The sequence below is a fragment of the Tatumella sp. JGM94 genome (genome assembly GCF_018257595.1).
Classification (GTDB): domain Bacteria; phylum Pseudomonadota; class Gammaproteobacteria; order Enterobacterales; family Enterobacteriaceae; genus Tatumella; species Tatumella punctata.
On record NZ_JAERJN010000012.1, the window covers coordinates 60654 to 80696 of the forward strand.

Below are 20043 nucleotides of genomic sequence, written 5' to 3' on the forward strand. Positions count from 1 at the left end.
CTTATATACCGGGTCAGGATAAATCAGCTGGTCCAGACAGCATTAAATTGCACACTGATATCTCCGCTCCAAATCCCTTCCGGCAATGCACTGTAATCGGTCACGGCAGTACTGCCATCGGTGGTTGCACCGATAATAGAAAAAGTGAACTGGTCCTGGGACATAGTACGGTTATTCAGATTAAAGCTGCCGGATAAAGCACTCAGGTTGCCCCCTGAAATACCCCTGGCCGTATCGGTCATCACGGTATCGCTGGTTTTTGTTACCGGCTGGCCGTGGTAAGTAACCCCGACCTGTAATGTGGACCCTGAATTATCTGCACGGATAAGAGTATCGCTTAATACCCGTGAGGTCAGCCGGAACGCTGTTGAGGTGCTGTCACCGTAAATGGTGATATCAAATAATCCCTTCTGGGTATTAAAGCCTTTCAGGCCTTCTGCATACTGAAAAGTCAGTGATCCCAGAGGAGTCACCACCAGTTTACTGGTGGTGTCTTTTCTGGCCGTCGCAGACCAGGTGGCAACCGCGTTGGCGGTGGACTCTGCAGCCAGAGAAATGACGGGAATAACTACCGCCGTCACTAATATCCCGCTAAGTATTATACGTTTCATATCACATCCCTGATAGTCGATGTTCTTTGGGTGATAAACGATCTATTGCTGTGCAATCCGGCTGTATATCTTTCTTCCATAAAAGAAATAATTATTTATCTTAATAAGATAAATAATCAGCCTGTCACTGGTATGGCTAATGATCGGACTATAGCATCCGGTTATCACTATAAATAGTGAATTAAATTTAATTGGCATGGTTTTTATTTATTTTATATTTTATTTATTATTATTTATGAGGGCAGTTTTTGTCTGGACGGAAGCGTAGCAATTATATTTTTGCTATTTCATCCGGATATGGTTATTTATAACAAATTAGCGTGGTTATTTTATTCATTAAGCTTTTCGTCGACAGGCAACCTACACCCGGTGACGGCTTAATAAGCAGAGGATAAAAAAAACGCCGGGCTTAGCCCGGCGTGAATAAGACAAACGGCTTACTGTGCCGGAGTCTGTGTTTCGGATTTTTTCTTATTCCGGCGCTGCAGTTTTTTTATCAGCAGCATGGCTTCCGCTTTACTGGCGACCGCCGGGGTTGAACCACGCAGTGGTTTACGGGCAGTTTCACGTAACGTGAACACCGTAATCAGGCCAATAACGCCGGCAGCCATCAGGTAATAGGCCGGAACCATCAGGTTATGGGTCTTATCTACCAGCCATGCGGTCAGTAGCGGGGTAGTTCCGCCGAACAGAGATACGGAAACATTAAAACCGATGGCCAGTGCGCTGTAACGAATATCGGTGGTAAACAGTGCCGGCAGGGTCGCGGGCATGGTCCCGCTGAAGCAGGTATGTACCACACCCAGAATAATCAGTCCGGCAAAGACTCCCCACATATTTCCTGAACCAATCAGCATCAGGCAGGGAACCGACAGCACGATCAGGCCAATCGCTCCTCCGGCAATCACCGGACGACGTCCGACACTGTCCGTACGGTGGCCCCAGAACAGTGTCAGCGGCATCATGACAAACATGACCACCATCACCAGTAACAGGCTGCTCAGTTCACTCAGGCCGAGGATACCGGTCAGGTAACTTGGCATATAGGATGTCAGCATATAGTTGGAGACATTAAACAGTAATACCAGGCCGATACATTTCAGCATCTGGGCACGGTATTTGGTCAGCATCTGCCATAAATTCAGGCGGGGTTTACTGTGTTCCAGGGCCTCCTGTTTTTCCATATGCTGCTGGAATGCCGGGGTTTCTTCCAGTTTCAGACGTACATATAAGCCGAACAGTCCCAGCGGGGCGGCAATAAAGAACGGAATTCTCCAGCCCCAGTCGAGCATTGCCCGGGCAGGCATCACAGAAGTGAGGGCGGTGACCAGTCCGGCGCCCAGCAAATAGCCACCGAGGGTCCCGAACTCCAGAAAACTGCCCATAAACCCGCGGCGATTATCGGTCGAATATTCCGCGATAAAGGTTGCGGCACCGCCGTATTCCCCCCCGGTAGAGAACCCCTGCAGCAGACGTGCGGCCAGCAGCAGGATCGGTGCCATAATACCGATACTGCTATAGGAAGGGATCAGACCGATACAGAAAGTACCCACCGCCATCATTATCATCGTAATGGCGAGGATCTTTTGTCGTCCATAGCGGTCACCCAGTGGTCCGAAAAACAGACCACCCAGCGGCCGGACCAGGAAAGCGGCGGCGAAAGTCCCGAACGTGGCAATTAACTGTGCCGTTGCACTGGCATCGGCAAAGAACACTTTACCGATGGTCACGGCCAGATAACTGAAGACACCAAAATCGAACCATTCCATGGCATTCCCTAAAGCGGCCGCGCCCACCGCCCGTTTCAGCATATCGTTATCGACGATAGTAATATCATCAACGGTCAGCTCTTTTTGTTTTTTGTTCCAGAAATGTTTTTTCTGTTTTTCGCTAGCGTGACTGGTGCTTGTCATAAGTCCTCATAACATAATCAATGAGAGCGCCTTATAGCTTTCGTTGCCATAAACAGAACAGAAAATACAGAAGGGGGAAAGAAAGCTATAAGAAGCCAGAAGAATAAGGCCAAATATTATCAATACAAATTGATATATAGCTACCTTAGTATAAAACTGTGATCAGTTTCAAGTTTCAGGGGGAAATAGCGACATTAAGTCTATATAACAGTTATATATTCCGAATTACATAAAATAAAAGGATGATATAACTATAGAAATGCCATTGAGATAGCAGGGGAAATATCCTGAAGAATATGCTGTTATATTACCGGATTCTGTGCCGGTAGCGGGGTAAATCTGTTTGTTTTGTCCTGCCGGGGCGCTTATTCCACAGGCCGGATAGTCGTTGCCGGCCTGCAGAGGAATCAGGAGGTGCTGCGTATAAACATAAATAATTATAATGTTTTTTGCTGGTAGTGTTTCCAGGCATCACGAAACAGGCTGTCCAAATCCTGTGCCCAGCGGGCTTGTCCGGCGCTGTCGGCAATCAAATCCTGACGTAACTCAATTTCGACCGCAGGCAGTGCATTTTTTTCTGCATGCTGTGGCAGTGCATAGTCAGTGGCATCGGACACGGCATAGGGCTGATTATCACCGACGACCCACTGATCTCTGGCTGCTAACTGCGCCAGTAATGCGTGCGGATACGCTTTCAGGCGGTTATAGAGCACACCAATATGCCAGGGGCGGGGGACACCAAGATAAACCGGAGTAAAACTGTGCATTGCCAGAATACAGGTCATCTGCCCGCGCAACCGGCGCTGTTCAAGGATCTGGCGGATCTGATCGTGGTAGGGGGTGAAGATCTCCCGGCGGCGGGACTCTTTCTGTTGAGGGGAGATCCCCTGATTGCCGGGGATTACCGTGTCTTCCGACAGTTGCGGGATGGAGCTTTCCATGCCAGGGGTACGATTGCAGTCAATCACCAGTCGTGAATAGGTCTGGGATACCAGGGTTGCATCCAGTGATTGACTGAGCAACTGCGATACTGCCAGCGCACCAATATCCCAGCCAATATGACGACTGATATCTGCGTCGGTTAACCCCAGATCACCCAGTCGCCGTGGGATCCTTTTTCCTGCATGGTCGCACAAAATCAAAAAAGGGGATTTTCCGTCGGGATTACTGACGGTAAACGCAGCAGGTTCATCTGCGTAAAGCAGGGGTTCAGACAAGGTCATGCTCCTTTATAAGCCTGTGGGGTGATGGTGACTGTGCAGGTCTCAGCGATAACTGTTGATCCAGCCCAGTCCAGCGATAGTACCGGCAGATGGCCGGTATTCACAGCCAATCCGGCCGTGGTAATTCAGTGAACGTAATTGTGAAAATAGCGCCGGCCAGTCGATATCTCCGCTGCCCGGTTCACCGCGTAATGGTGTGTCAGCCACCTGAATATGACGGATCCACGGCCAGAACTCTGCCAGCCGCCCGCTGACATCACCTTCTGTGCGCTGGCAGTGATAGATATCAAATAACAGCCGCAGGTTTCCGGTATTTACCTGCTGAATGACCGCCAGGCTTTCGGCCTGGGTCTGTAAAAAATAGGCTGGAATATCATAGTGATTAATCGCTTCCAGCAGCAGGGTAATATCATGGCTGGCGGCCAGCCCCGCTGCCATCTGTAAATTTTCACACAGGGTATCGAAAGCCTGCTGATGCGTCACCCCGGCCGGTAACACTCCGGCCTGAACGTGGATCATCGGGCAGGATAAAGCACTGGCATAGTTGATTGCCCGGATAATGTCGCGGCGAAAAGCGTTGGTGCGCTGTGGATGGCAGGCCTGCCCGGCCGAAGACAAACTGCCTGCCGGGCCGACCGGAGTATTGATCAGTTGCAGTTGCAAACCCTGCTGGCTCAGCCAGCGGCGCTGATCGGCGGCCGGGAAATCATAGGGAGCAGCATATTCGACGGCCGTGAACCCGGCCTGTGCGGCGGCGGCAAAACGCTGTCCGAAGGGAAGTTCAGTAAATAACCACTTCAGATTGGCACAAAAACGCAGCGCTGCCTGCATAACCCGTTCCTTGTCTGATGGCCGGATGGCGGTGATGTTATTGAGTTTTTATCAGTGTGCCGCCGGAAGAAAATTTATGCCAGCCCTGTGAAGGTCAGGAGGATAATATTAACCGGCTTAACTGCGCGATAACCTCTGTCACCGGCAGACGCTGTCCGTGAACAGATTCGCGGGTAAAAACCGTCACCAGGCTGTCATCATCTTCTGCCTGTAAAATGACCTGTGCGCCCTGGCGTAACGCATTTTTACGGCAGACCGGCAAACGGAAAGGGGAGCAGTCATTAATAATACTCAGCTGTGGAAAATGCTGGCGCAGTGTACGGCCAAGGATCAGCGCCGGGCCGCGGGTCTGTGCCTGTGCAGCGAGGATCACTACATCCGCCTGCGGACTCAGCATATCGTATCCCTGTAACCCGGCCAGCAACTGCATCAGATTATCGAACATCAGTGTAAAGCCGCAGGCCGCAAGCGGGTGACCGGTGATCCGGCTTGCATTTTCGTCGTAGCAACCGCCCCGGCTGAGTAACGAATGTTCCTCTGCGAGGTTACTGTGCCATTCAAAGACCAGTGTATTGTAATGGTTGGCTGAGAACAGCCCGTGGTCATGGAGATACGGAATTCCCAGCTGCTGCAATGCCTGGCACAGCTGCCTGAATTGCTGGCGGCTATGTTCAGAAATAAATCCGCTGGCGCAGGGTGCCTGCTGATTAAGACGACTCAGCAGTGGATCGTTATCGTGGTTTTGCAGTAAACGTATCGGGTTTTCTTCTGACCAGCGTTGTTGCTGTGGGGTCAGTAAATAGCGTAACGGCTGATACCACTGGCGGAGCCTGGCGCAGTAATCACTGAATTCGCTGCCGGTGCCCGGGGTATTTATCCGCAGCTCTGTGTGGTTATCCAGCCCTAAGCTCCTGAACAGTGTCTGTTGCAGCTGTAGCTGTTCGAGCACCATAGTGATCCCCTGGTAACCGAAAGCTTCGACACCCAACTGGTGATACTGGCGCAGGGTATGTGGCTGTTCCTCACCGTGGCGGAAGGCCGCCCCCAGATACCAGAGTCTGCTGGCATGCTGAAGCTGCCGGTGGCGTGATACCAGTTGCAGACAGCTGTCAGTACCATCACGGTGTAACCGGCTGCGGTGAGTCACCGGACAGTCATTATGCTGCAGGGAAAAAGGAACTGAAGTGCCCTGTTCCAGCAATGACAGACGAATTTCCTGATAGCAGTAGCGTTCAAGCAGTGTCTTCACCTGGTTTTCCAGCCTGCTCCACATCACCACCGGATTGGTAAAACGTTTTCTGGGTCTGCCTGACTGACGGGGACGTAAACGACGCTGCAGGGTGTGCTCCAAAGGCCGGCTGTAACCGGCAGTAGCCAGCAGGCAATTCTGCTCCAGCGCATAGCGAATATTCTGCACGATTGCCGGACTGTCCGGGGTTTCACAAAACAGCAGGTAATGGCGGCGGCGTTGCTCTGCGTCAGGCCCCAGATTCAGGTATTCGTTGTGCGGGATAATCCTCTGCGGCGGGTCCTCAGCCAGACTACGACAGGGAGCGGCCAGCCGCGGCTGTTCGATATATTTCTTCACCAGCAGAAAATAGCTGCTGCTCTCCAGCGGACAGCTGTCATAACGGCTTTCCCACAGTGCGCCACGTCGCTGATATTTGTGATTATAAAAAGGCACATAACTGCGGCCCAGTTGTTGCATAAAGCGTCCCAGTTGTTGTTTGTCAGCGGCACTCAGCAGCAGCAATACCTGATCGGCGTTCAGAGAATAGCCATGTAAGTTAACATCATATTCCTGTAGCGCTTTATCGAGACAGGTCAGACAGTACTGATAGTCGGCCGGTTCGAGAAACAGTGGCTGTGAGTTATGCCCCCGCAGGCGCACCAAATGGGGAAGGCCCTGAATAAACAGGCGATTCTTTCTTGGCATGACATCCTTTCCACGAAAAAAGCCTGCCGTGATCGCTGGCGGCCACGGCAGGCAGCAGCTGACCGGTTAAGGTCTGTCGCTATTGGGGGTTGATTTTTGCCAGTGCTGCTGGCGGGCGGCAATCATTGTCATCAGCCCGGCATTATCCGTCTCTGATTGCTGCTGACTCTGTAAGTCCCACAGCCGGATGTGTCCGTCATGATTCAGCGTAATTATTATCCGGCACTGGCTGTTCAGGGCATTCTGATGCTGGCGTTTCAGCCGGGCCCCGCTGCTGTCGGTCAGTACCCTGAGGGTCGTGAAACGGCGTCTGAGCTGTTCTGCCAGTAATAATGCACTGATACCGCCATCGGATAACTCAGAAGTCACGACAATATCGGGAACATGGCGGTGATCTGTGACGGTACGGTTGGTGGCTGCCAGTAGCAGCAACAGCCGTTCAATCCCGATAGCGAAACCGCAGCACGGCAGAGGTTTCCCGCTGAACAGTTCGGCTAATCCGTCGTAGCGTCCGCCTCCACACACAGTGCCCTGGGCCCCGAGATCATCGGTGATCCATTCGAAGACGGTGTGGGAATAATAGTCCAGCCCGCGCACCAGCCGCGGATTTATCCGGTAAGCGATCTCTGCCTTATCCAGTAATTCACACAGGGTGGCGAAATGCTGCTGTGAGTCCTGTTGCAGAAAATCCGTAAGCCGCGGGGCCTGCTCAATGAGAGTCTGCAACCGGGGATTTTTACTGTCGAGTATCCGCAGCGGATTGATGGCAAGACGCATTTTACTGTCTTCATCCAGCAGTTGCTGGTGGTGGCTGAACCAGTTAACCAGTGCCTGACGATGGAGTTGTCTTTCGCTGCTGTTACCTAATGAATTTATTTCGAGACGAACATGATTTTCCAGACCCAGACCGGTAAACAGATCCCTGACCATAAAAATCAGTTCAGCATCAATATCGGCACCCGGCATACCGAAGGCTTCGGCCCCGAACTGGGTAAACTGGCGCAGACGGCCTTTTTGCGGGCGTTCATAGCGGAACATCGGGCCCTGATACCACAGGCGCTGGGTTTTGTGATAACACATATTATTTTCCAGCACTGCCCGCAGACAGCCACTGGTGCCTTCCGGCCGCAGGGTAATATTTTCCCCGCTTTTGTCGCGAAAGTTATACATCTCTTTCGACACAATATCCGTGGACACGCCGACCGCCCGTTCAAACAGGGATACGGGTTCCAGTAACGGCAGGCGCATTTCCTGGTAGCCATAGCGGTGGGCCATCTGGCGGAATCTGGCTTCCAGCCATTGCCACTGAGGGGTTTCATCCGGCAGAACATCACGCATGCCGCGAACAGATTTTATATCATTCATAAGCGTTCCTTGTGATCAGGAAAAAGACCGGCGGGCATAAACAGGTGCCGGGGCTGTTTTTTCCGACGTGAAGTGTAAAGCAGGTAAAGAGGCAGAGTGGCCATCTGAATCAATATTCCGCATACCAGCGTGTCAGACTGACCGGAAATAATTGCCAGGCTGATAAACAGCAATGCTGTCAGGGACAGCAGCAAATAAGCTGATCGCTGTCTGCAGGGAGAGCCTGATGTCATCATCATCACCGGCAAAGAGAGTGCCGCGAAGGCATACGGGAACAGTGACGCTGACACCGCCAGGCCGATCACGGTGCGGAACTGTGCCTGCAGATTCGCCGATAATGTCATCAGCAACACCCCGGACATCAGCAGAGAGGTGACTAACAGTGCGACCCAGGGCACACCATAGCGGTTGGTTTTAGCAAAAACGGCCGGGAACAATCCAGCTCCGGCGGCAGCTCTGGGGACTTCTGTTTGCAGTATTTGCCAGCCCGGAATAGCACCGATACAGGCAATAACCACCAGTAACGCAATAATATGGGCCGCGGCCGGTCCCCACAGCAGCTGTGCGCTATCAGTAAACGGCGAAGAGGACAGCACTAACTGGTTATGGGGTAACAGCCCCATAATGGCATTGGTGGAAAAGAGATAGCACACCAGAGCTATGCTGATCCCGCCGAGGGTCGCAAGGGGAATGGTGCGGCGCGGGTGACGTACCTGGCCTGCCGAAACTGACGCTGATTCCATTCCCAGAAAACCCCACATAGAGAGGGTGGCTGCATGAAAAATAGCCTGTGGCATCGGCTTACCACTGACATTACCGGCGGCAAGGTAGTTCTGCGGACTAAAGTGCAGCCAGCCGGCGATACTGACTGACAGGATCACCAGCAGCATACAACCGCCGGTGATAATCTGGGCTCTGCCGACCTGGCGTACGCCAAACAGCCCGAAAATTACCGACAGCCAGAGCAGAACCATACAGCCGGTAAACACGCCGCCGGGGGTCGTCAGCCCCGGCAGCAGTCCGGAGAGGTAACTGATACTGGCCAGCAATAGTGCGCAGTTCCCTATCCAGGTGGATAACCAGTAAAACAGGGTCATTTGCAAGCCGGTAAACGGGCCGAAGTACTGGCTGATATTGGCAATAATGCCGCCATTTTGCGGGCAGAGATCGTTAATTTTATTAAAAATAAGGGCCAGAGCCAGTACGCCGGGAAAAAGCAGCAGCCAGCCCCAGACTGACACGGATCCGATACCGGCCAGGGTTGCCGGTAGCATAAACACACCACTGCCCATCATATTTGAGGCCGTCATAATGGTCAGTGTCAGCAGCCCCATTTTAGGGGCAGTATTATCTCTGGAGGTCATCATGATGTTGCCCCGTAAAAGAGAGATATTGCCGGAGAGTTGATCTGACCCGTATAGAGCAGGGCGGGCCACGTGATACTCTGCACCAGCTGTTATACGCCGCCGGGCGTGATTGGCGTCAGTACCGGCGACGTATCGGACAGGACAGTGGTGATTACCACTGTCCTTTTTTATGCCGCTTTATGGGCATAGTCGGCGATAACATCGTCGATCAGGGCATCAATTTTACTGCTGTCCAGATGATGTGCGGTGGTGATCAGATGGGCGATATCGCCGGACGTTGCCAGGCAATGTTTCTGCCAGACGGCTTCGGACGGGCAGGGGAACACTACCGTGATCGAGTTACGGTTACGCCACGCAGGAATACCTGCCTGCTGAAAACGATCCACTGCATATTGTGCCAGTGTCAGGCTGCGTTCGATGCGGCGCTGCCAGTCAGCTTCTGAATGGCTGCGGATAGCTTCCCACATCATCAGCGGAGTATGTCCGTTACGTGAGCCGGTAATGGTTTTATCGTGGGCCGAAATATAGTCAATTTCTACGGAAATACGGTCGGTATTTTTCTTTTTCGCGACGACAATCCCACAGGGCATCGGGGAACCGATCATTTTATGGCCGGAAACCCCGATAGAATCGATGCCGTCAGCAAAACTGAAAGGTTGTGCATCACTGACAAAGGGCAGGATCATTCCGCTCAGGGCTGCATCTGCATGCAGGTAATATTCGTCACGGGGGATCCCCAGCGCTTTGACCCGCTGTTGTATCAGTGCAATATCATCAATTGCACCGCGCACGGTGGTCCCGATATTGGCAAAAATAATCGGATGGCGCTCATTATCACGGCTGATTTTGTGTATTAAATCATCATAGTCTATTTCACCATTCGCCTGAGACTCGACGACGCAGGATTTAATCCTCAGCAGTTTGACAATTTTAGCCACAGAATAATGGGTATCTTTGGAATAATAGAGCGTCCCTTCAGGGAACAGCTCACGCCCTAAATAACAGCCAAACATATTGCCCTCAGTACCGCCGTTAGTCACATATCCCCAGCTTTCTTCAAACGGAATCCGGAACAGATGAGCAAAGTATTCCATAACCTCTTTTTCGAAAGAAAAGGAGTTCAGTAAATAGTTACAATATTCCGCCCAGTCACCGCAGTTATTAATAGAAAAGCGCATAAAACGTTCCAGGATCGTATAATCAAAATCAGCAGATTCCGGATAACCAATATTGAAGTACTGATTCTTAACACAATAAGACCAGAACTCATCAAGTTTATTTTGATCGGTAATTGATAATGTCATGATAGGACTCCTCTGGTGAAAAAATAGAAAGTATGTTTATTTTTCGAGATAAAGAATTTTCTGGCCTTGTTTATTTCGTCCGGCAGCGACAAATGAATATAACGGGATAGTGATTATCATCATCACCACACCCCAGAACATTGAGTCAGTACCGGCGCCCAGCAGGGCAAAAATACTGTAAATAATGCCAATCAGTGTCAGTACGCTGTAGAACATAAAGGTTCTTCCGCGGTTGATCTTTTTGGATATCATGATGATTGGCAGAGAAATCAGTGCATACATATAAGGCAGTAATGAAGCAAAGACCGCCATCAGGATCACTACCTGGAACTGGCGGGCCAGATCAGGTGAAGCCGTCAGCATCAGGACCAAACTCATCAGCACCCCGGTAAAGATCAGGCTTTTCATCGGGACATCCTGTTTATTGGTATCCGAGAAGAATTTCGGAAACAGTCCCTGCTGTGCACCGGCCCGCGGACCTTCTGACTGCAGTATTAACCAGCCTGAAATAGAGCCGAAGCAGGCAATAATGCTCATTGCAGAAGCGATATTCCCTGCCATATCGCCAAACATATAACGTGCGGCATCAGCAAACGGGGCGGCGGACTTAATTAAGACCTCATGGGGGACCAGGCCCATAATCACGCTGCAACTACCGACATAACATACAGAAGCTATCAGCAGGCCGTAGACGGTAGCCCTGGGCACGGTTTTTTCCGGATTATCGACTTGTCCGCTGGACACCACCGCCGACTCGACTCCCAGAAAACCCCATAAGGCAATCGAGGCGGCAGAAATAATCGCCGAACTGTCACTTTTTCCGGTGCCGTTATACACCTGGCTGAACATATGTGGATCAAACCAGAACCAGCCGACGACACCGACCCCCAGTACCACGACCAGCATACAGCTGGCGGTGAATGACTGGGCGCGGCCTGCGACCCTGGCCCCGAAACTTGCCAGAACCACAAAGGCCCACAGGATAACGATGGCGGTAATACAGCCATAGACCGGGTTCCGCAGTTGCGGGAAAAAATAACTCAGGTAGCCTACTCCGGCGACCAGTAAGGCGACATTCCCGACCCATGCACTTATCCAGTAGCACAGGGTGGTCTGAAAGCCGATAAATGGGCCGAATGCATCACTGGCATAGGCGACGATACCGCCATTCCGCGGAGTCAGCAGACTGGTCTTGGCAAATACCAGTGCCAGGGCAATTACCCCGATAATCGTTAATGCCCAGCCCCACAGAGAAATATAACCGACCCCTGCCAGATTGGTGGGCAACATAAATACCCCGGACCCCATCATATTTGATGCGGTCACTAAGGTCAGAGCGACAACACCCATTTTATGAGCGGAGCCTTTACTTACCTTCCCCATAATAATATTTCCTATATTTAAAAGTGGAATTACGTGTATCCGTTACTTTTCAGGTTATTTTAGGCAGGGGATAAGGGTATTTTTTGATAAAAATCATATTGTGATAAACAGAAACTGGCAGAAGGTCATTATCTGATGAGTAACGAGGGAAAAAATCGGAAACTGACTCTGTCCCTGTTTATTTTTGTGTCTGTTTTATTTTTTATATGTACTTATTATTATTTCTTATTTCTTTATTTTAGTTAATTTATTTATCTGAGGAATTAAATGTCTGCGGAAAGTCTGTTTTCCGGCTGAATATGTATTCATGAGGATAGTAAAAGAGTCCGCCGGAGCGGACCCTGTTTAGCGGGACGGGGAGTTAGCGGAGAGGTCTGCGATAATTATTCACTCAGGGTGACAAATTCCGGCGGAGAGAAAGCGGTAATCTCCGGCAGAGGCTGCTGCCAGCGTTCAATTTCTACTTTACAGCTCTGGGCGCTGCAGCCCTGGCCAAGACGTGAACTGCCCCGGTCCTCGGTCAGCACATTCGGGTTACCGTGTTTATCCAGTGATCCCGGGGTGGCGGGATCCTGCGGATCATACCAGGCACCGGTAGCGATTTGGATCACCCCGGGGCGGATCTGATCACTGATGCGGGCTCCGGCGAGGATTGCTCCGCGCTGATTAAACACTTTCACCACACTGCCTTCGGTAATATCACGTGCTGCTGCATCGTCAGGGTGCATCCACAAGGGTTCGCGGCCGTGGATTTTTGTGCGGCGGCTGATACTGCCATGATCATACTGGCTGTGCAGCCGTGTTGCTGGCTGGCTGGAGAGCATATGCAGCGGCCACTGTTCTGACTGTTGTTGCTGAAATTCATATTCACGGGGATCCCAGTACGGATAACCCGGGCATTCGCTGTAACCAAATGCGGCAATGGTTTCAGAGAACAGTTCGATCCTGCCGGAAGGGGTACTTAACGGGTACTGTTGCGGGTCGGCACGGAAATCCGCTAAAAATACCTGCGGGGTAACCGGCCGGTCAAATTCAAGTTTGCCCTGTTGCCAGAACTCATCAAACGGCGGCAGATCGATACCGTCTTTTTCCGCGCGCGGTCTGGATTCATCATAAATATGTTTCAGCCACTGTTCCGGATTACGCCCTTCGGTGAATTTATCTGCAAAACCAAGCCGTGCGGCCAGGTCAGAAAAAATAGCGTAATCATCGCGGGCCCCGGCAAACGGCGCAATATGCTGGCGCATGGCCACCATAAACCCGTCATGACTGCCACTGCCGATATCATTACGTTCCAGTACTGTGGTGGCAGGTAGAACAATATCCGAGAATTTGGCCTGCGCAGTCCAGTATTGTTCGTGGACAACCACGGTTTCCGGACGTCGCCACGCCTCCGCCAGCCGGTTCAGATCCTGGTGGTGATGAAATGCATTGCCCCCGGCCCAGTAAACTAAACGAATGTCGGCATACCGGCACTGCCGGCCATCGAACTGATACTCTCCGCCGGGATTTAGCAGCATATCTGACAGCCTGGCGACCGGAATAATACTCTTAACGTTATTTTCACCGGCGGGCAGGCGTGGCCCGGAGAACGACCGCCGATCAGCCCCTGCCAGGTTGGTACAGGCATAGCCGAAAGCGAGGCCGCCACCCGGGGTGCCGATCTGACCGAGCAGGGCAGTCAGTGCAACCGTTGCCCAGTAGGCCTGTTCCCCCTGCCGTGAGCGCTGAAGGGACCAGGAGATATTGACCATGGTGCGCTGCGCAGCCATGGTGCGTGCCAGTTCAGTGATCTGCCGGGCACTTAACCCGGTCAGGGGGGCTGCCCAGGCGGCATTTTTTTCCACACCATCGGTCTCGCCGTTCAGGTACTGACGCAGGGGTTCAAAGCCGACCGTATGACTGGCAATAAAGGCCGTGTCATGCAGATCTTCACTGATTAATGTCTGACATAAGGCCAGTAGCAGTGCAGTATCTGTGCCGGGTTTGACCGGCAGCCACTGTGCATTACTGACTGCGCTGAGATCGTTTTTGACCGGGCTGACATTGATAAATTTCACCCCGCGGGCCTGCATCTTTTCCAACCAGTACTTCAGCATATGATCGCTAGCACCGCCGACATTGACCTGTGAATTCCTCAGCGGCAGGCCCCCGATGGCAACGAAAACCTCACAATGCTCAGCCAGTACCGAAAAATGGGTGTGCTGCTTATGCAGCGGGCTCAGGGGACCGATAATATGGGGTAAAATACGCTCCCCGGCAGCGCTGCTATAGGTATTGGTACTGGCCGTATAACCGCCGAAACCTTTGAGAAAACGGTGCAGCTGGCTCTGAACGTGGTGAAAACGTCCGGCACTGCCCCAGCCATAAGAGCCGCCAAAAATGGCCTGATTGCCGTGACGCTGTTTAACAGAGTGCAGTTCACCAGCCAGTAAATCCAGCGCCTTCTCCCAGCTGACCTCAACGAACGGTTCTTTACCGCGGCCTTCACGGGAATCAGGGCCGTGCTGCAGGTAGCCGAGGCGGACCGCCGGACGGCGGATACGGGTATTGCCGGTGACGGCCTCCGGCATTGACTGGCCTATCGGTGACGGGTTCTTATCCCATGCCACCGGCGTCATGGCGGTAATTTTATCGTCCGCGGTGTCGACATGGTAAGTCCCCCAGTGTGTGGAGGTAAGTTTATTTTCAGCTTGCATCAATAACGGCCTGTCTGGTGTTGGGTGATAGGTATTGGCGGGCTGGCACGGGCTATTGAGTACCGAAGCTGCGCAGTTTTAGTTCACATTCAAACAAAAATTCCAGACCTTCCAGATGGCGGCGGGCCTCGCTGACATCTTTACCCCAGCAGGTCAGGCCATGTCCGCGCAGCAGAAAACCATACCTGAGCGGGTGTGTTTCTGACCAGTGTTCAATACGCTGCGCAAGGGCAGCAATATCCTGATCATTATCGAAAATGGCCACCGGAACCGTGTCCAGATGGCTGGTCTGCCCGCTCAGGCTTTTCTGCATTTCGTAACCGGACAGGTTCAGCTGCGGGCCGGTCTCGAGGCGTGACAGTACGGTGGCATTCGGGGTATGAACATGTAATACCGCGTTAGCCTCCGGAAACAGGCGGTATACCAGGGTATGTAAACCGGTTTCGGCCGAGGGAATGCGCCCGGAAGGGGCCTGCAGGGTTGCAATATCGACCTGCAAAAAATCGTCCGTCGTCAGCGAGCCTTTATCGCGGCCGGATTCACTGAGCCAGCACCATTGCGGGTCCTGACGTACTGACATATTACCGCCGGTCGCAGGTGCCCAGCCTTTACTGCCGATCCAATGGCAGGCGGTGACTAAGTCCGCCAGTCGTTGTTGCCACATACGGATTCCTTTAATACCTGATGTTGTGTTTATCTGAATTATTCTTCCGGTTTTAGCCGTCTAAATGGCTGTAAGGATGTTATCACTGTGCCATCAGGGGAGCAATAATTCTCTGCCCGGGCGGCAGTGACGGGCAATCCCGGAGAATATGCGCTGGCGGGTCACTCCGCTGACGGAATACGGACGGCTCCATGATTGCCTTTCCGGAACTGGCCGGTCAGTCCATCGGCCAGCGGATGCTCACCGGTACGTTGCCGCAGAGTAACGTGACTGAGGCGGTTCGCGGAACGGATAGTCCGCGACAAGACAGTCTGAATATTTGATCATCAGTACCTGCGGGTAAGGGAAAACAGATTTATCACGGCCGGCAATGTATCCGGCCGCCGTGCTATAACTTACCCTGCTGTAAACTGCCCGGTCCAGTGGTTTTCCGGTCCCTGTTGCCATGGGAGTCCGTGAGGCGGTGTCGTAATATGCACGTTATTGCGGCTGCCGGACACGTAACGGCTCTGCAGGCCATGGCCGGCGGAGATCCATACATTCTGTAAGCGGATATTCCTGAGCGTCGCTTCTGGCAGACCGCTGATAATACCCGCCATTTTCGCACCGCTGGCGGTCAGATGATTAATGGTGACATCGTGAATAAACGGGGTATAGCGGCCAACGGCAGCAGGAGAAAGGACGCCGAGACTGTTCGCTGAATATCCTCCGTTTCCTCCGTAGCTGTCGGTGATCACCAGCGGAACACTGACGCCGGTCATGCGGATATTATCCGCAGTAAAAGGACCGATCCCTTCACCACGGTCACGGCCGGATTTAATCCGCAGCCCGTTTTCGGTACCGTTAAACCGGATATCTTTCAGGGTCACACGGCCAATACCATTGGCGGTTTCACTGCCGACGGATACGCCGTGGCCGCGCAGGACATCAATATCTTCAATAGTGATATCACGGCTGGCCGGGGCATTACCGGCAGAAGCCAGCCCGGATTTAATCGAAATATCATCATCACCGGTCGACAATTTCAGGTGATCCAGGCTGATATGCTGCGATGACACAATATCCACCCCATCCGTATTTGGTGAGTCTGGCGGGTTGGTCACAGAGCTGTGACTGACCTGAATATCCTGACTGTCACGCAGTACTACATTCCACATCGGGGAATTGATCACCTGCAGCTTACTGATGGTGCCGTGCTGTACATGGTCAAATTCAATCAGCCACGGACGTGGCATACCGTTAGCAGCAGGGACACCTTGCCAGCGGCGGGTAAACCACTGGCTGTCCCCTTGTTTCAGGTGATTACGTGCCTCGGTGGCAACCGGCCACCAGTGATGCTGTCCCTGGCCGTCCACAGTCCCGGGGCCGGTCAGTCCGACATCGGTAACATGGCTGGCAATAATCAGCGCTTCCTGTGGCCGTAGCGGCTGACTGATAAAGGCGGGCCTGAAATCAGCAGGATCACCGGTAGATTTCAGGGTACTGCCGGCGGCAAGGTGTAAAGTGACGTGGCTTTTCAGCATCAGCGGACCGCTGATCCATTCACCGGCAGGCAGGGTGACAACACCCCCTCCCTGCTGATGACACTGGTCAATAGCCTGTTGCAGGGGCACGGTAACCCTGTTTGTCCCGGCAGAAGGGGTAAACAGACAGTGGTGACTGGCCACAGCGGCGCTGGCGGAACCCAGCGGTGCCAGTACGGATACACTGATAACGCCGGACAGTGCCAGCAAACGGCGGTTTATTTTGGTCAATGACATAGATTTTCCTGAAAAAATTGGTCCGGAAAGTATCAGGATCTATCATTTATCGCTGCGCGGCAGGCTGCCAGAAAATAAGCGTTTCGGAATGTGCACAGTGTTTACCGGCTGACACAATTGACCGCCGGGGGCGGGGGGACAGAATACTGAAGTCCGGCCTCCGCACAAGAGGCCGAAAACATTACTCGCCCAGTACCTGACGTACACAGGATTTGAAAATTCGGACGCCGATAGCCAGCGCATCGTGGTCAAAGTGCATATCCGGATGGTGCAGACCGGGGGTCAGATTAGCTCCCAGTCCCCAGAAGCCACCTTTGACCTGCGGGCAGAGACGAAGGTAATGGAAGAAGTCTTCGCTGCCGGGGGTTGTTCTGGCGGGCTGCAAAGCTGCTTCGCCCAGTTGCTGGCAGATAGCCTGGCTGATAATTCCGGTGGCATCTTCGTCCAGAATAGCCGCCGGCATCTGTTTCAGGATACTGATCTCCACACTGGCCCCGAGTGCGGCGGCACTGCCTTGCAGCGCAGCGGTGACTTTTTGTTTCAGTTCGTCCATCGGTGCATTTTCTGCTGAACGCAGATCCCAGCATACCCGCGCCTCAGAAGGGATGGAGTTTGTGACCCCCGCATCGCACAGGAAACGGGTAGCTTTGGCACTGAAGGTCAGGGACGGTGACAGATGAATACTGTTTACTGCCTGCACTGCCTGTACCGCTGCATCCAGGGCGTTCACCCCGAGATGCGGGCGCGCAGCATGGGCTGCTTTTCCGGTAAATACGGCTTCTACGGTCGCAGAAGCTGAATAGTACATGGCAGCAACCGCCTGGCCCATCGGACATTCTTCCACCGGACGCAGATGGAAACCCAGCAGCATATCCACATTCTCCAGTGCACCGCCTTCTACCATCGCAATCGCCCCGGTCCCGAGTTCTTCGGCGGGCTGAAACAGGATCCTCAGCTTACCTTTTCTGACCAGGCCTTCGCGCAGGATCTCTTCTGCGGCAGTCAGCACAACTGAAGAGTGACCGTCATGGCCGCAGGTATGGCGAGCGACGTGCTGCCCGTCAATAATATGCCCCAGGGCATCCATATCGGCCCGCAGTGCTAATACCGGCCCGGGGTTGCCACTGTCCAGTTCAGCGATAATACCGGTGGTGCCGTTAATGTTACGAGTAACGTTAAATCCTGCGGTTTCGAGGGCCGACGCAATGTAGGCGGAGGTTTTAAATTCTTCGAAGCCCAGCTCCGGAATTTCATGCAGCACACTAAAGTGCTGTAAGGTACGTGACATATTTCACTCCTTGATCTTTTCGGTCAGGCCGGCGCACTCAGGCCGGCCGGGACGATGTAGTTATAGTTTCAGGCAATAAAACGCATAATCAGCATCGAGATCACCGCGTTGATAACACTGGCCAGCATCAGTAACGGCCAGTATTTCTTCGGGACGTCCGCCACCCCCAGCAGACGGCCCATATATTGTAACTGGGAACCCATCAGAAAAATGGCGGGGATCAGTATGGTGATCTGTGCGGGATCTAAGGTGCCTTTAGTCAGCAGGCTGACGGCGACGCCGGTACCTGCTGACGAAGAGAGCCAGGCGGTAAGCAATACGGTCACTGCTTCACCGGGCAGACCAAAAACCCCCATTACCGGCGCAAAAAGATGGCCGATAAACTGCATAATCCCGAGCAGATTGAGCATTTCGGCAATAACATAGGCCATCACCACATTTGGCATCAGATTGTTGATGGCGATATTGAAGCCTTTACGGGCCCCGATAACAAAAATATCAAACGGGTTGCTACGGGCAGACAATGGATTACTCATGGATAAAATCCTTTTTACAGACCGTGTTTAACGTCATTCTGACCAGACCTGCGCCGACAAATTTCAGTACAAACATCAGTAATAACGGAACAATTAGCGGGGTTGTCAGTGAGGCAAACAGTGCAGAACCAATCGCGAAATAATTATTAATCAGACCGGCCCCTGAATACTGCCAGGCCCCCATGATCACGACGTGTTTACGGGTAATTTTTTGACTGTCATACAGCTCTTTACTTAATGCTGCTCCGGCATCGGTACTCTGTAAATCTGTGATCAGTGCCAGCCCGGTGTAGCCGGGCAAGCCAAGTAATGGTTTTAGTAATGGAGTCAGTAATTTATGGGCTGCACGGATCGCGCCGTAATAGGTAAATATTTCAAGTAAGCCAAGTGCCAGCATTACCGTAGGCACCAGCGACAAGGCAAACAGAAAACCGGCTTTCGCACCTAATCCGCCACTGCCGACAAAGGTCCCTGAACCACCGGCTTTCAGGGTACCGAAGGCTCCGCCGAGGGTGGTAAAATCGAATGCGCCCAGCCATTCCATCCCTCTGACATTAAAAAACAGTCCGGAAAATACCAGTAATACAGCGGCCAGTGCGATCCATGCGCCGGGGGTTACCCGCAGGGCTGTGTCATCTTTATCCGGCTTTTGCCGGGGAGTAGTGTTGTGGTTCATCATTATTCTCTTTGTTATTTAATTAAGTAAATTCCCTGATGCCGGAAGCTAAATACTCTGTATTGCCTGTCCGCAATCCGGAGTATTAGCAGGTTTTATGCCAGCAATAAAATTACCGGTAACGCAGGGGCCGAAAAATATCCACAGAGGGTTATCTGCAGGGATATAACACTGCACCCGGAGCGGAGCTGATAATATATTCTTTTATTCTATATCCGGTAAATAACCGGCACTGTATTGGTGCGCTGGTGCTATTTTGGTGCAATAGATAAGATTATTTCGGATTAGTGATGCCGGTTATTTCATTAAATTACCGGAAAGGTTTATAAAAACAGAAACAGTATTTTATGAGTTATAGCATTACTTTTAGTCAGGCGTGACTGCCGGACCGTTGTTTTATGAAAAACCGATAAATTATTGAGATGGCACGGCGATTGGGGGGGAATCTGTCGTGCGGCCGGGATGAGCCGCGGGTCAGCAAATTCCG

General features: G+C 52.4%; 16 protein-coding genes. 1 reads left to right on the forward strand and 15 read right to left on the reverse strand.

Going from position 1 to position 20043, the window contains the following annotated elements; translation table 11 throughout:
* Positions 1 to 23: 23 nt before the first annotated feature.
* The 11 genes from JK216_RS09995 to JK216_RS10045 form a co-directional block, all read right to left on the reverse strand.
* Positions 24 to 611: a common pilus major fimbrillin subunit EcpA gene (locus JK216_RS09995; protein ID WP_212708694.1), complete on the reverse strand. Its 588-nt coding sequence runs from the start codon at positions 609 to 611 to the stop codon at positions 24 to 26.
* 437 nt (positions 612 to 1048) lie between these two features.
* Entirely contained in the window at positions 1049 to 2524 is a 1476-nt protein-coding gene (proP, locus tag JK216_RS10000; protein ID WP_212708695.1) for a glycine betaine/L-proline transporter ProP, read from the reverse strand.
* 437 nt (positions 2525 to 2961) lie between these two features.
* Positions 2962 to 3741: an N-formylglutamate amidohydrolase gene (locus JK216_RS10005; protein WP_249213094.1), complete on the reverse strand. Its 780-nt coding sequence runs from the start codon at positions 3739 to 3741 to the stop codon at positions 2962 to 2964.
* A 48-nt stretch (positions 3742 to 3789) separates the two neighbouring features.
* Positions 3790 to 4578 carry a TIM barrel protein gene (locus JK216_RS10010; RefSeq protein ID WP_212708697.1) on the reverse strand — a complete coding sequence of 263 codons (789 nt, stop codon included), beginning with the start codon at positions 4576 to 4578 and terminating at the stop codon, positions 3790 to 3792.
* 94 nt (positions 4579 to 4672) lie between these two features.
* A complete protein-coding gene (locus JK216_RS10015; RefSeq protein WP_212711606.1) occupies positions 4673 to 6514 on the reverse strand; it encodes an ATP phosphoribosyltransferase regulatory subunit in 1842 nt (613 codons plus the stop codon).
* Between the two features lie 66 nt (positions 6515 to 6580).
* Positions 6581 to 7879, reverse strand: a complete 1299-nt coding sequence (gene hisS, locus JK216_RS10020) for a histidine--tRNA ligase (RefSeq protein ID WP_212708699.1) — start codon at positions 7877 to 7879, stop codon at positions 6581 to 6583.
* Positions 7876 to 9246, reverse strand: a complete 1371-nt coding sequence (locus JK216_RS10025; protein WP_249213093.1) for an amino acid permease — start codon at positions 9244 to 9246, stop codon at positions 7876 to 7878. The genes hisS and JK216_RS10025 overlap by 4 nt, the downstream gene beginning before the upstream one ends.
* A gap of 167 nt (positions 9247 to 9413) precedes the next feature.
* Complete coding sequence (locus tag JK216_RS10030; RefSeq protein WP_212708700.1) at positions 9414 to 10550, reverse strand: histidine decarboxylase; 1137 nt, start codon at positions 10548 to 10550, stop codon at positions 9414 to 9416.
* A 36-nt stretch (positions 10551 to 10586) separates the two neighbouring features.
* Positions 10587 to 11933 (reverse strand): histidine-histamine antiporter, encoded by a 1347-nt coding sequence (hdcC, locus tag JK216_RS10035; RefSeq protein ID WP_212708701.1) that lies wholly within the window; start codon positions 11931 to 11933, stop codon positions 10587 to 10589.
* A 383-nt stretch (positions 11934 to 12316) separates the two neighbouring features.
* Positions 12317 to 14632, reverse strand: a complete 2316-nt coding sequence (locus JK216_RS10040; RefSeq protein ID WP_212709683.1) for a molybdopterin guanine dinucleotide-containing S/N-oxide reductase — start codon at positions 14630 to 14632, stop codon at positions 12317 to 12319.
* Between the two features lie 52 nt (positions 14633 to 14684).
* The gene (locus tag JK216_RS10045; protein WP_212709684.1) at positions 14685 to 15296 is read right to left on the reverse strand and encodes a methylthioribulose 1-phosphate dehydratase; all 612 of its coding nucleotides are present in this window, start codon (positions 15294 to 15296) and stop codon (positions 14685 to 14687) included.
* A gap of 191 nt (positions 15297 to 15487) precedes the next feature.
* Between JK216_RS10045 and JK216_RS17140 the strand changes: the two genes are divergently transcribed.
* Positions 15488 to 15619 (forward strand): hypothetical protein, encoded by a 132-nt coding sequence (locus JK216_RS17140; RefSeq protein WP_283092852.1) that lies wholly within the window; start codon positions 15488 to 15490, stop codon positions 15617 to 15619.
* 72 nt (positions 15620 to 15691) lie between these two features.
* Here JK216_RS17140 and JK216_RS10050 read toward each other — a convergent pair whose 3' ends face one another.
* The 4 genes from JK216_RS10050 to JK216_RS10065 form a co-directional block, all read right to left on the reverse strand.
* Positions 15692 to 17056: a glycosyl hydrolase family 28 protein gene (locus JK216_RS10050; protein WP_212710499.1), complete on the reverse strand. Its 1365-nt coding sequence runs from the start codon at positions 17054 to 17056 to the stop codon at positions 15692 to 15694.
* 181 nt (positions 17057 to 17237) lie between these two features.
* Positions 17238 to 18344 (reverse strand): M20 peptidase aminoacylase family protein, encoded by a 1107-nt coding sequence (locus JK216_RS10055; protein ID WP_212711605.1) that lies wholly within the window; start codon positions 18342 to 18344, stop codon positions 17238 to 17240.
* A gap of 68 nt (positions 18345 to 18412) precedes the next feature.
* Complete coding sequence (locus JK216_RS10060) at positions 18413 to 18880, reverse strand: YjiG family protein (RefSeq protein WP_212709687.1); 468 nt, start codon at positions 18878 to 18880, stop codon at positions 18413 to 18415.
* On the reverse strand, positions 18873 to 19556 hold the full coding sequence (locus tag JK216_RS10065) for a nucleoside recognition domain-containing protein (protein ID WP_212710513.1): 684 nt from the start codon (positions 19554 to 19556) through the stop codon (positions 18873 to 18875). Before JK216_RS10065 ends, JK216_RS10060 begins: the two co-directional genes overlap by 8 nt.
* Positions 19557 to 20043: the final 487 nt, after the last annotated feature.